Raw genomic sequence first — 14,168 nt, 5'->3', positions numbered from 1 at the left:
CACGAGAACCAGCAGGAGAGCCGGCAGGAGAGCCGGGGCACAGCGGAGCCGGCCATCGTCGGGTATTACCGGGTGGGTGAGCCCATCCAGGACACCAAGGCGCCGGCGGGCCCGATCGAGGACCGCTGGGACAAGCGCCGTTTCCAGGCCAAGCTGGTCAACCCGGTCAACAAGCGCAAGCTCACTGTCATCGTCGTCGGCACCGGCCTCGCCGGCGGCTCCGCCGCGGCCACGCTCGGCGAGCTGGGCTACAAGGTCAAGTCGTTCTGCTACCAGGACTCGCCCCGGCGGGCCCACTCCATCGCCGCGCAGGGCGGCATCAACGCCGCCAAGAACTACCGCGGCGACGGCGACAGCGTCTACCGGCTGTTCTACGACACGGTGAAGGGCGGCGACTACCGCGCCCGCGAGTCGAACGTCTACCGCCTCGCCCAGGTCAGCGTGAACATCATCGACCAGGCCGTGGCGCAGGGCGTGCCGTTCGCCCGCGAGTACGGCGGCCTGCTCGACACCCGGTCGTTCGGCGGCACCCAGGTGTCGCGCACCTTCTACGCCCGCGGCCAGACGGGCCAGCAGCTCCTGCTCGGCGCGTACCAGGCCCTGGAGCGGCAGGTCGCGGCGGGGAACGTGGAGGTCCACACCCGCCACGAGATGCTGGAGCTCATCGTCAGCGGCGGCCGGGCCCGGGGCATCGTGGTCCGCGACATGGTCACCGGCGAGATCGAGACCCACCTCGCCGACGCGGTCGTGCTCGCCAGCGGCGGCTACGGCAACGTGTTCTACCTGTCCACCAACGCCAAGGGCTGCAACACCACGGCGATCTGGCGGGCGCACAAGAAGGGCGCCTACTTCGGCAACCCCTGCTACACGCAGATCCACCCGACCTGCATCCCGCAGAGCGGCGACCACCAGTCGAAGCTGACGCTGATGTCGGAGTCGCTGCGCAACGACGGCCGCGTCTGGGTGCCCAAGCGCAAGGGCGACAACCGCGCGCCGGGCGACATCCCCGAGGACGAGCGCGACTACTACCTGGAGCGCATCTACCCGGCGTTCGGCAACCTCGTGCCGCGTGACATCGCCAGCCGCGCCGCCAAGAACGTCTGCGACGAGGGCCGCGGCGTCGGTCCCGGCGGGCTCGGCGTCTACCTCGACTTCGCCGACGCCATCAGGCGCATGGGCCGGGAGGCCGTCGAGAAGAAGTACGGCAACCTCTTCGAGATGTACGAGCGCATCACCGGCGAGAACCCGTACGAGGTGCCGATGCGCATCTACCCGGCCGTCCACTACACGATGGGCGGGCTGTGGGTGGACTACGACCTGCAGTCCACGATCCCCGGGCTGTTCGTGATCGGCGAGGCCAACTTCTCCGACCACGGCGCGAACCGCCTGGGCGCCTCGGCCCTCATGCAGGGCCTGGCGGACGGCTACTTCGTGCTGCCGACGACGATCGGCGACTACCTCGCCGGGGCCGGCTCGTTCGGGCCGGTCGAGGACGCGGACGTCGCGGAGGCCAGGAAGGCCGTCCAGGACAAGATCGACAAGCTCCTGTCCGTGAACGGAAACCGCACCGCCGACTCCTACCACCGCGAGCTCGGCCGGATCATGTGGGACTACTGCGGCATGGAGCGCACCGAGGAATCGCTGCGCAAGGCGCTGGAGCGCATTCCCGAGCTGCGCGAGGAGTTCTGGAACAACGTCAAGGTGCCGGGCGACGCCGAGGGGCTCAACCAGGCGCTCGAACGCGCCGGCCGGGTGGCCGACTTCTTCGAGCTCGCCGAGCTGATGTGCATCGACGCGCTGCACCGTACGGAGTCGTGCGGCGGCCACTTCCGGGCCGAGTCGCAGGACGAGGACGGCGAGGCGCTGCGCGACGACGAGCACTTCGCCTACGTCGCCGCGTGGGAGTGGACTCCGGAGGGCCCGGTCCTGCACAAGGAAGAGCTGAACTACGAGTACGTCAAGATGACCCAGCGGAGCTACAAGTGAACCTGACCCTCAAGATCTGGCGGCAGAAGGGCTCGTCGGACAAGGGACGGATGGTGACCTACCGGGTCGAAGACGTCTCTCCCGACATGTCGTTCCTGGAAATGCTCGACGTCCTCAACGAGCGGCTGATCCTGGAGGGCGACGACCCGGTCGCCTTCGACCACGACTGCCGCGAGGGCATCTGCGGCATGTGCGGCATGGTCATCAACGGCGTCGCGCACGGCGAGCAGAAGCTCACCACGACCTGCCAGCTGCACATGCGGCACTTCAAGGACGGCGACGTCATCACGATCGAGCCGTGGCGGGCCGCCGCGTTCCCGGTGATCAAGGACCTCGTCGTGGACAGGTCGGCGTTCGACCGGATCATCCAGGCGGGCGGCTTCATCTCCGTTCCCGCCGGGTCCGCCCCGGAGGCGCACTCCGTCCCGGTGCCGAAGGCCGACGCCGACGCCGCCTTCGACGCCGCGACCTGCATCGGCTGCGGCGCCTGTGTCGCGGCCTGCCCCAACGGCTCGGCCTCGCTGTTCACCGCGGCGAAGATCACCCACCTGAGCCTGCTGCCGCAGGGTCAGCCGGAGCGCGAGTCGCGCGCCAGGGCGATGGTCGAGCAGATGGACGCCGAGGGCTTCGGCGGCTGCACCAACACCGGCGAGTGCACGGCGGTGTGCCCGAAGGGCATCCCGTTCGACACGATCGCTCAGATGAACGCCGACTACCTCAAGGCCGCCTCGAAGTAGCAGACGAGTGACGTGGACCGGTCAGCCGGAACATAATCACCTCTCCTCCCGGGTAACGTGTGATTTGTGTTGGCGTAACACGCCTGCCGTGTCCCCGCAGGCGAGGGAGTGAGCATGCCCGTGACCGGTCCACGTTCCACCTTGAAGGTCGCGTCCGCAGTCCATGGCGCGGCCGTCGTCGTACGTGTGGAAGGCGATCTCGACGCAGGGACCGTTCACCTGCTCCATGACGAGTTGGACCGGGTCTGGGAGTCGCCCGGGACGTCCGTCCTCGTGCTCGATGTCGCCGAGCTCATGTTCTGCGACTCGCGGGGGCTGAGCGAGCTGATCTCCGCATTGCAGCGCGGCCAGGCCCTGAACGTCCGGTTGATACTGAGCGGCGTACAGGGCGTGTTGCGCCGGGTGCTGACGATCACCGGCCTGCGGAACGTGTTCGAGCAGCACCCGACCGTCGCGGAGGCGCTCGGCCACGCGGCCGACGCCGGTCCGCGCAACCCCCGCCGCCGGCGGCCGGACTCCGACTCCGATTCCGGCGGGTTGTACGAGACCGCCGGGGACCGCTGAGCGGTGCCGGCCTCCGCCGCCCTGTCCTCCTTGCCTCCCTCTGCCTGCCGGGGTAAGTAGAGGTGTAACTTCTCTGTAGATCTTTCAAGAGGAAGATCTCTCAGGATGAGGACAGGCGATGACGACGAGACTTGGCGTCACGGTGAGCCATGAGGCGACGCACACTCTCGTCACCCTGACCGGCGAGCTGGACGTGATCTCCGGCGAGCGGCTGCGCACCGTGCTCGGCAAGCTGCGTGAGGAGGGCGGCACCCGGCTGGTGGTGGACACCTCCGAGCTGACCTTCTGCGACTCCATGGGCCTGCGGCTCCTGCTGGAGGCGCACGACCGCGCCGTCGAGGCGGGCGGGTTCATGAAGCTCGCCGGCGTTCGGGGCGTCTTCCGGAGGATCCTCACGGTGACCGGGCTGCACGCCGCGTTCCCCATCTACGAGACCGTCGCGGACGCCCTGGCGGCCCTGCACGACTGACGGCCGTCACAGGCCGCTCTTGACCTCCTCCCGGAGTTCGGACAGGTCGATCCCGGCGTCGGTCAGGATGCGTACGCCCAGGCCCTCGCCCTCCCGGATGACGCCGAGGAGGATGTGCCCGTCCCGGATGCTCCTGCTCTTCATCGCGAGAGCCTCGCGCAGCGAGAGTTCGAGCACCTTCCTGGCCCGTGGCCCGAACGGAACGCGCCAGCCGCTGACGAGGACCCCTCGGCGGTCGCGCTGCGGGGCACGGTCCAGGGCGCCGGGCCCGAAGACGCCCTCGACCTTCTCCCGCACGGCCGACAGATCGATGCCGATCGACTCCAGGGCCTCGGCGTCGATGCCCTCGCCGGTCAGGTCGCCGCGCATGCGGACAATCTCCGCGCGCACCCCCGCGTGGTCGATCCCGTGGGCCGCGAGAAGGCGCGCGGACGGCGTCTGCGGGGTCAGCAGACCGAGCAGGATGTGCTCGGTGCCCGCCTGCTCGTGCCGGAGCTCCCGCGCCTGCTCCACCGCGTGCTTGACGACCTGCCGGGCGTCGTCGGTGAACCGTTCGAACATTTACTTCTCCCGTCTCAGCAGTCCTCGCCCACCGGCGTACTTCTTGTGCACCGCCTGCCGGGACACCCCGAGCAGGAGCGCGATGTCCTGCCACGACCACCCCGCGGTGCGCGCGTTCTCCACCTGCAGCGCTTCGAGCCGTTCCACCAGGAGCCGCAGGGCCCGTACGGCCCGCAGGCCGACGGCCGGATCGCGGCTGCCGGCGTCGCTCGCCAGCTGTGCCGTATCGCTCATGTCGTCAACATAGGTTGACAAACCCGTCCGTGTCAACCTTGGTTGACGCCGGAAAACGATTTGCCCCTCAACCTGCGTTTTTGCGAGCCTGGAACGACCATGCGCTCTCTTCCTGTGGCCGATCCCGGTACTCCCGACGCCCGCGGGCCGCTGCGCTACCTGTGGTGGGTGGCGCGCGGCCAGGCCGGCTCGATGCTGGCCGGAGTCGGCCTGGCGGTGCTGTGGTGGCTGGGACAGGCGCTCGTGCCGGCGGCCCTGGGCAAGGCGATCGACGCGATGGCCGCGGCGGACGCCGGCACGCTGATCAATTGGTCGCTGGTGGTGCTCGGTCTCGGCGTGGTCCAGGCGGTCGCGGGCGTCACACGTCACCGCTTCGCGACCTTCGCATGGCTGTCGGCGGCCTACCGCACCGTGCAGGTCACCGTACGGCAGGCGGCCAGACTCGGGGCGACGCTGCCGAAGCGCCTCTCGACGGGCGAGGTCGTCAGCGTGGGCAACTCCGACATCGCGCACATCGGCAACGCCATGGACATCCTCCTGCGGGGCGGCGGCGCGGCCGTCGCGATCGTCGCGGTGACCGTGATCCTCCTCGCCACCTCGGTCCCGCTGGGCCTGGTGGTGCTGATCGGGGTGCCGCTGATGGCGGCCGCGGTGGGTCCTCTGCTCAAGCCGCTGCACCGGCGCCAGCACGAGCAGCGCGACCTGCAGGGCGACCTGGCCACCCGGGCCGCCGACATCGTGGCCGGTCTGCGGGTGCTGCGCGGCGTCGGCGGCGAGCAGGTCTTCGCCGCGCGCTACCGGGCGGAGTCGCAACGCGTACGGCAGGCGGGCGTGCGGGTGGCCTCGGTGGAGTCCCTGCTGGAGGGCGCCCAGATCCTGCTGCCCGGCGTGCTGATCGCGTGCGTGACCTGGCTCGGCGCGCACTTCGCGCTCGACGGGCGCATCACGCCCGGTCAGCTCGTCGCGTTCTACGGCTACGCGGTCTTCCTGATCGCGCCCCTGCGTACGCTGACCGAGGCCGCCGACAAGCTCACCAAGGGGCACGTGGCGGCGCGCCGCGTCTGCCGCATCCTGTCGCTGGAATCCGAGATCACCGGCGGCGACGGCCGCGTGTTCACCGGAGCAGGAACACTCCGCGACGGCGAGTCGGGCGTCGAGGTCCGGCGCGGCCGGTTCACGGCGCTCGCGGCGGCCGCGCCGGAGGACGCCATCGCCATCGCCGACCGCCTGGGCAGGTTCGCCCCCGGCGACGTCACGCTCGGCGGCGCGCCGCTGGCGGAGCTGCCGCTCACCGAGGTCAGGCGGCACATCCTGGTGGCCGACAACGGCGCGCGGCTGTTCAGCGGACGGCTGCGCGACGAGCTGGACGTGCGGGGCACGGCCACCGACGAGGACGTACGCCAGGCGTTGCACGCCTCGTGCGCCGAGGACATCGTGGCGGCGCTGCCCGAGGGCCTGGACGCGCACGTGGCCGAGTCGGGCCGCGAGTTCTCCGGCGGCCAGCAGCAGCGGCTGCGGCTGGCCCGGGTGCTGCTCGCCGACGCGGAGATTCTGATCCTGGTCGAGCCCACCAGCGCCGTCGACGCGCACACGGAGGCGCGCGTCGCCGAGCGGCTGGGCAAGGCGCGGGCGGGCCGGGCGACCCTGGTCTGCACGACCAGCCCGCTCGTGCTCGACCGGGCCGACCACGTGCTGTACGTCGAGGGCGGCGTGGTGCGAGCCGAGGGCACCCACCGGGCGCTGTTGGAGACGGTGCCGGCGTACCGCTCGACCGTGACACGCGAGTTGCTTCGGGGAGAAGACTGACCATGGCCCGCGAGATCCTGCCGGTCGCCGACCGGGCGCAGGTGCGTGCCTACGCACGGCGGCTGACGCTGAAGTATCCGCGTGAGCTCGGCCTCGCACTGGCCCTGCACGCGCTGGCGGCGGTCGCCGGGCTTGTCGCGCCCCGCATGCTCGGCGACCTCGTGGAGGGCCTGGCCAAGGGCCGGACCGACCTGCGCGTGGACGCCGTCGCCCTGGCCATCGCCGCCTTCGTGGCCGCGCAGGCCGTGCTGGTCAGGTTCGCGGTGTACGCGTCGTCACGGCTGGGCGAGAAGGTGCTGGCCGAGCTGAGGGAGGACTTCGTCGGCCGCGTGCTCGCGCTGCCGCTCTCGACGGTCGAGCGGGCCGGTTCCGGCGACCTCATCACCCGTACGTCCAGGGACGTGGACGCGCTGTCCCGGAGCGTGCGGCACGCCGTGCCCGAGACGCTGATCGCGGTCGTGACGGGAACCTTCGTCGTCGGCGCGGTGATCCTCGTCGGCCCGGTGATGGCGGTGCCGTCGCTGGTCGCCGTGCCGCTGCTGTGGGGCGCCACCCGGTGGTACCTCAACCGCGCCAGGGACGGCTACCTGCGGGAGAACGCGGCGTACGCCGACATGACCGAGGGCCTGGCCGAGACCGTCGAGGGCGCGCGCACGATCGAGGCGCTGGGGCTGGAGGACCGCCGCAGGGACCGTACGGACCGGGACATCGCCCGGTCGTTCGCCGCCGAGCGGTACACCCTGGGCCTGCGCATGGTGTGGTTCCCGGCCGTCGAGTTCGGCTACGTGGTGCCGGTCGTGGCGACCCTGCTCATCGGCGGGCTGTTCTCCATCGAAGGCTGGGTGACGGTGGCCCAGGTGACGACCGCGACGCTCTACGTCCAGCAGCTCATCGACCCGCTCGACCGGCTGCTGTCGTGGGTGGACGAGCTCCAGGTCGGCGGGGCCTCGATGGCCCGGCTGCTGGGCGTGGCCAACGTGCCCGACGACAGGGTCGCGGGCGAGGCCGGCCGGTGGGGGACGAGCTGAAGGTGAGCGGCGTCCGGTACGCCTACCGCGAGGGCCACGACGTGCTGCACGGCATCGACCTCGACGTACGCCAGGGAGAACGCCTGGCCATGGTCGGGCCCTCCGGGGCCGGCAAGTCGACGCTGGGCCGCCTCATCGCCGGGGTGCACGCGCCGGGGAGCGGGTCGGTCACGGTCGGCGGGGTGCCGCTGGTCGAGCTGCCGCTCGACGAACTGCGCGGGCACGTCGCCCTGGTCACCCAGGAGCACCACGTGTTCCGGGGGACGCTGCGCGACAACCTCCTGATCGCCAGGCCCGACGCCTCGGACGCCGACGTGCGCCGCGCGCTGGAGGCCGTGGACGCCTGGGAGTGGGTGGCGGCGCTGAGTCATGGATCCGACGAGGCGCTGGACACCGCGGTCGGCTCGGGCGGCGCGGCGATCTCCCCGGCCCAGGCGCAGCAGCTCGCGCTCGCCCGGCTGGTGCTGGCCGACCCGCACACGCTCGTCCTGGACGAGGCGACCTCGCTGATCGACCCGCGGGCCGCCCGCCATCTGGAGCGGTCGCTCGCGGCCGTGCTGGAGGGCCGTACGGTGATCGCCATCGCCCACCGGCTGTACACGGCGCACGACGCCGACCGGGTGGCCGTGGTGGAGGACGGCCGGATCAGCGAGCTGGGCTCCCACGACGACCTGGTGGCCGCGGGCGGTGCCTATGCCGCGCTGTGGGACAGCTGGCACGGCACCGCCCGGTAGTCCCGTCAGCCGGTTCAGCCGGTGATGTTCAGCGACTTCCTGAGGAAGTCGAGCTGCAGGAGCAGCAGGTTCTCCGCGACGACCTCCTGCGGCGTCATGTGGGTGACGCCCGACAGCGGGAGCACGGTGTGCGGGCGGCCGGCCGCGAGCAGGGCCGACGACAGCCGCAGCGTGTGCGCGGCGACGACGTTGTCGTCGGCCAGGCCGTGGATCAGCAGCAGCGGTCGCTCCAGCTTCTCCGCGTCTCCCTTCTCGGCATCGCCGAGGAGGGACGAGTGCTCGTAGTGCCCCTCGTCGGGGTGGCCGAGGTAGCGCTCGGTGTAGCAGGTGTCGTACAGCCGCCAGTCGGTCACCGGCGCCCCGGCGACGGCGGCGTGGAACACGTCGGGGCGGCGCAGCACGGCGAGCGCGGCGAGGTAGCCGCCGAACGACCAGCCCCGGATCGCCACCCGCGACAGGTCGAGGTCGCCCGGGTGCAGGGCCGCCACGCCCTGCAGGGCGTCCACCTGGTCCTGCAGCGAGATCGTGAAGTCGTGCAGCATCTCGCGTTCGAAGGCCGGGCCGCGTCCCGGCGTGCCCCGCCCGTCGGCCACGATCACCGCGAAGCCCTGCTCGGCCCACCACTGGGACTCCAGGAACATCCGCCGGGCCGACAGCACCCGCTGGGCGTGCGGGCCGCCGTACGGGTCCATCAGGACGGGCAGCGGGCCCGAGCCGGGCACGTGCCACGAGGGCAGCAGGACGGCCGTGGACAGCTCGCGCGAGCCCGCCCGGACGAGCGACACGCGCGGCTCCAGTCCGGGCCGCTCGGCGAGGGACTTGATCGACACCGACCCGACGGAAACCGTCGTGCCCTCGGTGTCGAGGCTCTGCCGGGCGACGAGCGTCACCCCGCCCGCCCGGCGGCCCGAGTGCACGCCCGGTTCGGTCGTGACGGCGCTGATGGTGCCCGCCGAGTAGGTCCACAGGTGGATCTCGGTGGGCTCGCCGCTCGCCTGGAAGAGCACGGTGTCGCCGTCGACGTCGAGCACCGCGCGAACCTGCAGGGACGGCGGCGTGACCGGCTCGTCGCCGATTATGAGACGGTGGCCGCCGTCGGCGTCGGCCACCCACACGAGCGTCCCGTCCGACAGGCGGGCCGGGACGCCGGTGACGATGTCCACCCAGGCGGGGTCGGTGTCCTCGCGCAGGAGCGTCGTCTCGCCCGTGTCCGGGTCGGCCGCCAGCAGGCGCATGGTCCGCTGGTCGCGCGAGAGCGTGACGATCGCGAGGCCGTGGCCGTCCCAGGCCGCCGTCACCAGGTACTCCTGCTCGAACGGCACCGCCGTACGCGCGCCGTCCAGGCCGATGACGTGCAGCGTGACCTCGGCGTTGGCCGTGCCGGCGGCGGGGTAGCGCTGCGGGACGGGCTGACGATCGGGGTTGGCCGGGTCGGCGATGTGCCACAGGGACACCGGCGACTCGTCCACGCGGGACACGAGCAGGCGGTCACCGGAGGGCGACCACCAGTAGCCGCGCATCCGGTCCATCTCCTCGGCCGCGATGAACTCCGCGAGGCCGTAGGTGACCAGGTCGCCTTCCGGCTCTGCGAGTGTGGCATCCGCGCCGGTGGCGAGCTCCAGCACGTGCAGGGCGCCGCCCGTGACGTACGCGACCCGCGCGCCGGTGGGATCGAGCCGGGGGTCGATGACCGGCCCGGCCGCCGGGAGCCGCCGCACCTCGCCCGAGGCGAGGTCGGCCAGGTAGAGGTCGCCCGACAGCGCGAAGACCGCCTGCCGCACCTCCCGGTCGGTGGCGTACGCCACCACGCCGCCCGCCGACTCCCGCGTCCGCTCGCGGCGGGCGCGCTCCTCCGGCGGCAGGTCCTCGTCGGCGGCGCCCAGGGCGAGGGGATCGACGACGAGCCGCTCGGCTCCGGACGCGACGTCCAGCTCCCACAGGCAGGTCACCGGATCGGTGCCCGACCTCGTCCTGAGGAAGGTCACCCGACCGCCGTCAGGGGAGATCGTGAAGTTGCGCGGCACCCCGAGGGTGAACCGCCGGGTCCTGGCATGCAACCGCGGGAAGCTCTCCGTCATAGCTCCTCATACTGCCAGCACGAGGGCACTACCCTCGGAGGCATGACTGACCGTCGCTTGCTGCTCGTGCACGCCCACCCCGACGACGAGTCCATCGGCACCGGCGCGATCATGGCCAAGTACGCCGCCGAGGGTGCGCACGTGACGCTCGTGACCTGCACACTGGGAGAGGAAGGCGAGGTCATCCCCCCGGAGCTGGCCCACCACGCGGCCGACAGGGACGACACGCTCGGTCAGTACCGCATCGGCGAGCTGGCCTCCGCGTGCAAGGCGCTCGGCGTCACCGATCACCGCTTCCTCGGCGGGGCCGGCCGCTGGCGCGACTCGGGCATGATGGGCGCGGCGACCAACGACCGCCCCGGCTGCTTCTGGCGGGCCGACCTCGACGAGGCCGCGGGCGAGCTGGTCAAGGTGATCCGCGAGGTCAGGCCCCAGGTCCTGGTGACCTACGACGAGAACGGCTTCTACGGGCATCCCGACCACATCCAGGCGCACCGCGTCTCCTGGCGGGCCTTCGAACTGGCCGCCGACCCCGCGTTCCCCGGCGGGGAGCCGTGGCGGATCGCGAAGTTCTACCACACCGCCATGCCCAAGTCGGTGCTGCGGCGGACCATCGAGACCATGCGCGAGGCGGACGTCGACTTCTGGGTGCCGGAGTCGATCGACGACATGCCGGGATGTGCCGACGAGGACGTGACGACGGAGATCGACGCCCGGCCCTATGTGGAGGCCAAGCTCGACGCGATGCGGGCGCACGCGACGCAGATCGCCGTGGACGCGCCGTGGTTCGCGCTGTCGAACAACGTCGGCCAGCAGGCCCTCGGGGTCGAGCACTTCATCCTGCGCGCGGGGGTCCCCGGCCGGCCCGGCATCGGCGCTCCGCCCGAGGTCGGCGGCCTCGGCGAGCCGTACGACCGCGAGACCGACCTGTTCGCCGGCGTCGGATAGGTTGAGTGGCATGACCCAGGAGACGCACGTCGCCGTCGAGACCGAGGACGATCCCGGCCCGCTGGCCGGGGCCGTGACCGGCGCGGCATACGGCGTGCTCTTCCTGCTGGGCGCGGTGCTCGGCGTCGTCGGGGGCTTCCAGCACGGGTGGTACGCCGGGCAGGTGCCGGTCGCCGCGATCGCCTGGCTGGCCGTCCTGTTCGCCGTGCCGTACGCCATGGGCAGGCTGATGGGCGGCAAGCTGGGCGCGCTCGTCCCCGCCGCCGGCTGGCTCCTCGTGTCGTTCCTGCTGGCCACGCCGCAGCGGGCCGGCGACCTCGCCATCGCGGGCAACTCCGCCGGCTACTGGTACCTGTACGGCGGCGCCGTCGCCGTCGCGGCGGCCGTGGTCGTCACGCGGTCCGCCGGTTCGTGGCTGCTGCGGTCGTACGGCCGTCTGTGAGGTTGTCTGGGCGGGAGTGGTCGCGGATCCTGGGGACATGCGGCGGTCGCACCGGGTCCGGCAGGTCATCAACTACGTCAACCTCTCCACGCCCCTCGGGCTGCTGATCGCGCGGATCGGCGGAGCCCGCACCCGCAGAGGGGAGCGGGGCCTCGTCTACGCGCACGGGTATCGCATCCCGTTCCCGGTCGCCGGGGCGTTCACCGTGGGCAACGTGATCCTGACCAAGCACGGGGAGGGCTATCTCACCGGCTGCCTGCTCGACCACGAGTCCCGCCATGCCACGCAGTACGCGTTCTGCGTCGGCCTGCCCATGCTGGTGCTGTACGTGCTCGCATCGGCCGTCTCGTACGCCGTCTGCGGCCATCCGGCCTCGTGGAACCTTTTCGAGCGCATGGCCGGCCTGGACGACGGCGGTTATCCCCAGGTGCATCCGTGGTGGAGGAGAAGGGGGAGTAGGTCGCCTTCCCCCTGAGGGCGGAGGAAACATGGCGGGAATCGACCGGTCGTAGGAGGAATATTTTCGGCTCTGCGGGGATCATGGAGAGCGGAAGGGAGTTCCCCATGTCGCAGACGATTCAACCGGAAAGCCCTGAGGCCCCAGAAATCCCCGTTTCTCCCGTTCCGAAGGCGCCGAGTGCGCCGACTGTCCGGCCGACCGGACCCCGCCGGTGGCCGTCCAGTTTCGCCGACAGGCTGACCGCCCCTCTCCCGGACTTCCGCGAGGTCACCAGTGTCATGTGGCACGGGCAGCTGCGGCCCGACATCGGTGACAGCGACCAGATTCCCGTCCACCGTGTCGGCCTGCCCCGCGCCGCCGCCACCGAGACCGTGGTGACCTGGGTCGGCCATGCGACGTTCGTTCTCCAGATCGGCGGACTGACCGTGCTGACCGATCCGGTGTGGTCCCGCAAGATCCCCGGCGTGCGCCAGCGGCTGACCCCTCCCGGCGTCGCCTGGTCCGACCTGCCCGAGGTCGACGCGGTCGTGATCAGCCACAACCACTACGACCACCTGGACGCGCCGACGATCCGCCGTCTGCCGAGGGACACGGCCGTCTTCGTACCGGCCAAGCTCGGAGGATGGTTCCGGCGGCGCGGCTTCCGCGACGTGACCGAACTGGACTGGTGGGAGTCGGCCCGCCTCGGCGACGTGACGTTCGACTTCGTCCCGGCCCACCACTGGAGCCGCCGTACGCTCTGGGACACCTGCCGCACCCTGTGGGGCGGATGGGTGCTCACCTCTCCGGAGCACCGGGTCTACTTCGCCGGTGACACGGCCTACGGGGAACGGTTCGCCCAGATCGGCGAGCGTTACCCGGGCATCGACCTCGCTCTCATGCCGGTCGGCGCCTACGAGCCGCGCTGGTTCATGAAGGTGTCCCACGTCGACCCCGCCCAGGCCGTACAGGGCTGCCTCGACGTGGGTGCGCGGCGGATGGCCACCATGCACTGGGGGACGTTCGTGCTGTCGGGCGAACCGCTGCTGGAGCCCGTGCGCGAGGCCCGCGCCGTGTGGGAGTCACGCGGCCTCGACCCCGCCGACCTGTGGGACCTCGCCGTGGGCGAGAGCCGTACGCTGCTCTAACTGGATGGCGCCGGGATGGTGCGCTTGCGGGAGGGCGGCTACGGTCGCTCTCCAAGCACGTCGCGGCATTGGCCAGTCGCGTCCGCAGATGCCGCCGGAACGACCTTCTCGCGCACAGGGCCTGACGAATCGCGTGCTTTCGGGCGGCGGCAGCGGTCTCGGCGGCCCTGACACAATGCGGGTATGAGCTTCGCGACCGCTGATCTCTACGACGCCCATGGCGACGCGCTGCGCAGTTGTGTCACCCAGTTCCGCTCGTACGGCTCACGCGCGCGATTCTCCGGTCAGATCTCCACAATCCGCTGCCTGGAGGACAACGCGCTCGTCAAGCAGGTGCTCGCGACGCCGGGCGAGGGCCGGGTGCTGGTGGTCGACGGCGGCGGATCGCTGCGTACGGCGCTACTCGGCGACATGATCGCGACCTCGGCGGTGGAGAACGGCTGGGCCGGCGTAGTGATCCACGGCGCGGTACGGGACACGGCCGCGCTGGCCGGGCTCGACCTCGGCGTCAAGGCGCTCGGCACCAACCCTAGAAAGAGCGCCAAGACCGGCCTTGGGGAGGTAGACGTCCCGGTGACCTTCGGGGACGTGACCTTCGCCCCGGAGGAGTGGCTCTACAGCGACGAGGACGGCATCCTTGTCAGCGACCACCGCCTCGACATCTGAGCTCCCCCGCACCCGCTCCCCAGCACTTGCCCACGCCCCGCACCTGCTCCCGCCCTGGCACCTGCCCGCGCAGAGCCCGGCGCGCGGGCCGTGGCTGTCCGTGCGCCGCCCTGCCGCCTCACTCCCGCAGCCGCCTCGTGCGGGTCCGGTGGTAGGTGAAGGCCCAGCGGTCGGTGCCTTCCTTGCGGCGGGTGTAGCGGTCGGGGTGGCGGTAGCGGTCGCGGTTGTGGAACTGGCAGGCGGGTCCGAGCAGTTTCAGGTCGGTGAGGCCGCCGGTGCTCCAGTTGTCGGCGTGGTCGATCTGGCACATGGTGGCGGGTAGGGGGCA

The 14,168-nt window shown here is 71.5% G+C and carries 15 protein-coding genes and 1 pseudogene; 12 read left to right on the top strand and 4 right to left on the bottom strand.

The window, feature by feature from the left end; genetic code table 11:
• Positions 1-54: 54 nt before the first annotated feature.
• From B1L11_RS24540 to B1L11_RS24525, 4 genes are all read left to right on the top strand, one after another.
• Positions 55-1,986, top strand: coding sequence for a fumarate reductase/succinate dehydrogenase flavoprotein subunit (locus B1L11_RS24540; RefSeq protein ID WP_079316700.1), 1,932 nt, complete (start codon positions 55-57; stop codon positions 1,984-1,986).
• Positions 1,983-2,723, top strand: coding sequence for a succinate dehydrogenase/fumarate reductase iron-sulfur subunit (locus B1L11_RS24535; protein ID WP_079316663.1), 741 nt, complete (start codon positions 1,983-1,985; stop codon positions 2,721-2,723). Before B1L11_RS24540 ends, B1L11_RS24535 begins: the two co-directional genes overlap by 4 nt.
• 114 nt (positions 2,724-2,837) lie before the next feature.
• On the top strand, positions 2,838-3,287 hold the full coding sequence (locus B1L11_RS24530) for an anti-sigma factor antagonist (RefSeq protein ID WP_079316662.1): 450 nt from the start codon (positions 2,838-2,840) through the stop codon (positions 3,285-3,287).
• Positions 3,288-3,405: 118 nt separating this feature from the next.
• Complete coding sequence (locus tag B1L11_RS24525; protein WP_079316661.1) at positions 3,406-3,756, top strand: STAS domain-containing protein; 351 nt, start codon at positions 3,406-3,408, stop codon at positions 3,754-3,756.
• 6 nt (positions 3,757-3,762) lie between these two features.
• Here the strand turns inward: B1L11_RS24525 and B1L11_RS24520 are convergent, their stop codons facing one another.
• Together B1L11_RS24520 and B1L11_RS24515 are read right to left on the bottom strand one after the other, a co-directional pair.
• Positions 3,763-4,317, bottom strand: coding sequence for a Clp protease N-terminal domain-containing protein (locus B1L11_RS24520; protein WP_079316660.1), 555 nt, complete (start codon positions 4,315-4,317; stop codon positions 3,763-3,765).
• A complete protein-coding gene (locus B1L11_RS24515; RefSeq protein WP_079316659.1) occupies positions 4,318-4,551 on the bottom strand; it encodes an RNA polymerase subunit sigma-70 in 234 nt (77 codons plus the stop codon).
• Positions 4,552-4,650: 99 nt separating this feature from the next.
• Here B1L11_RS24515 and B1L11_RS24510 point away from each other — a divergent pair, with 99 nt between their 5' ends.
• From B1L11_RS24510 to B1L11_RS51795, 3 genes are read left to right on the top strand one after another with little or no spacing between them, the layout of a single operon-like run.
• Complete coding sequence (locus B1L11_RS24510) at positions 4,651-6,357, top strand: ABC transporter ATP-binding protein (RefSeq protein ID WP_079316658.1); 1,707 nt, start codon at positions 4,651-4,653, stop codon at positions 6,355-6,357.
• A gap of 2 nt (positions 6,358-6,359) precedes the next feature.
• On the top strand, positions 6,360-7,385 hold the full coding sequence (locus B1L11_RS51800) for an ABC transporter ATP-binding protein (RefSeq protein WP_256862847.1): 1,026 nt from the start codon (positions 6,360-6,362) through the stop codon (positions 7,383-7,385).
• Positions 7,370-8,119 carry an ABC transporter ATP-binding protein gene (locus tag B1L11_RS51795; protein ID WP_256862846.1) on the top strand — a complete coding sequence of 250 codons (750 nt, stop codon included), beginning with the start codon at positions 7,370-7,372 and terminating at the stop codon, positions 8,117-8,119. The genes B1L11_RS51800 and B1L11_RS51795 overlap by 16 nt, the downstream gene beginning before the upstream one ends.
• A 14-nt stretch (positions 8,120-8,133) precedes the next feature.
• Here the strand turns inward: B1L11_RS51795 and B1L11_RS24500 are convergent, their stop codons facing one another.
• Positions 8,134-10,197: a DPP IV N-terminal domain-containing protein gene (locus B1L11_RS24500; protein WP_079316657.1), complete on the bottom strand. Its 2,064-nt coding sequence runs from the start codon at positions 10,195-10,197 to the stop codon at positions 8,134-8,136.
• Between the two features lie 42 nt (positions 10,198-10,239).
• On the opposite strand from B1L11_RS24500, the gene mshB reads away from it, so the two are divergent.
• The 5 genes from mshB to rraA all read left to right on the top strand — a co-directional run bounded on the left by mshB (position 10,240) and on the right by rraA (position 13,840).
• A complete protein-coding gene (gene mshB / locus B1L11_RS24495) occupies positions 10,240-11,145 on the top strand; it encodes an N-acetyl-1-D-myo-inositol-2-amino-2-deoxy-alpha-D-glucopyranoside deacetylase (protein ID WP_079316656.1) in 906 nt (301 codons plus the stop codon).
• A 10-nt stretch (positions 11,146-11,155) separates the two neighbouring features.
• Positions 11,156-11,587 (top strand): DUF6113 family protein, encoded by a 432-nt coding sequence (locus B1L11_RS24490; RefSeq protein ID WP_079316655.1) that lies wholly within the window; start codon positions 11,156-11,158, stop codon positions 11,585-11,587.
• 37 nt (positions 11,588-11,624) lie between these two features.
• Positions 11,625-12,062 carry a hypothetical protein gene (locus B1L11_RS24485; protein WP_079316654.1) on the top strand — a complete coding sequence of 146 codons (438 nt, stop codon included), beginning with the start codon at positions 11,625-11,627 and terminating at the stop codon, positions 12,060-12,062.
• A 263-nt stretch (positions 12,063-12,325) separates the two neighbouring features.
• Complete coding sequence (locus tag B1L11_RS24480) at positions 12,326-13,174, top strand: MBL fold metallo-hydrolase (RefSeq protein WP_239108552.1); 849 nt, start codon at positions 12,326-12,328, stop codon at positions 13,172-13,174.
• Positions 13,175-13,357: 183 nt separating this feature from the next.
• Positions 13,358-13,840: a ribonuclease E activity regulator RraA gene (rraA, locus tag B1L11_RS24475; RefSeq protein WP_079316653.1), complete on the top strand. Its 483-nt coding sequence runs from the start codon at positions 13,358-13,360 to the stop codon at positions 13,838-13,840.
• 118 nt (positions 13,841-13,958) lie between these two features.
• On the opposite strand, the pseudogene B1L11_RS24470 reads toward rraA, so the two are convergent.
• Positions 13,959-14,168 (bottom strand): annotated as a pseudogene (locus tag B1L11_RS24470) (hypothetical protein); the annotation flags it as partial.

This window comes from Microbispora sp. GKU 823 (genome assembly GCF_002027145.1).
GTDB classification, from domain to species: Bacteria; Actinomycetota; Actinomycetes; order Streptosporangiales; family Streptosporangiaceae; genus Microbispora; species Microbispora siamensis.
The sequence above is the reverse complement of the archived record's forward strand: the minus strand, read 5'-3'. Positions and strand labels throughout refer to the sequence as shown.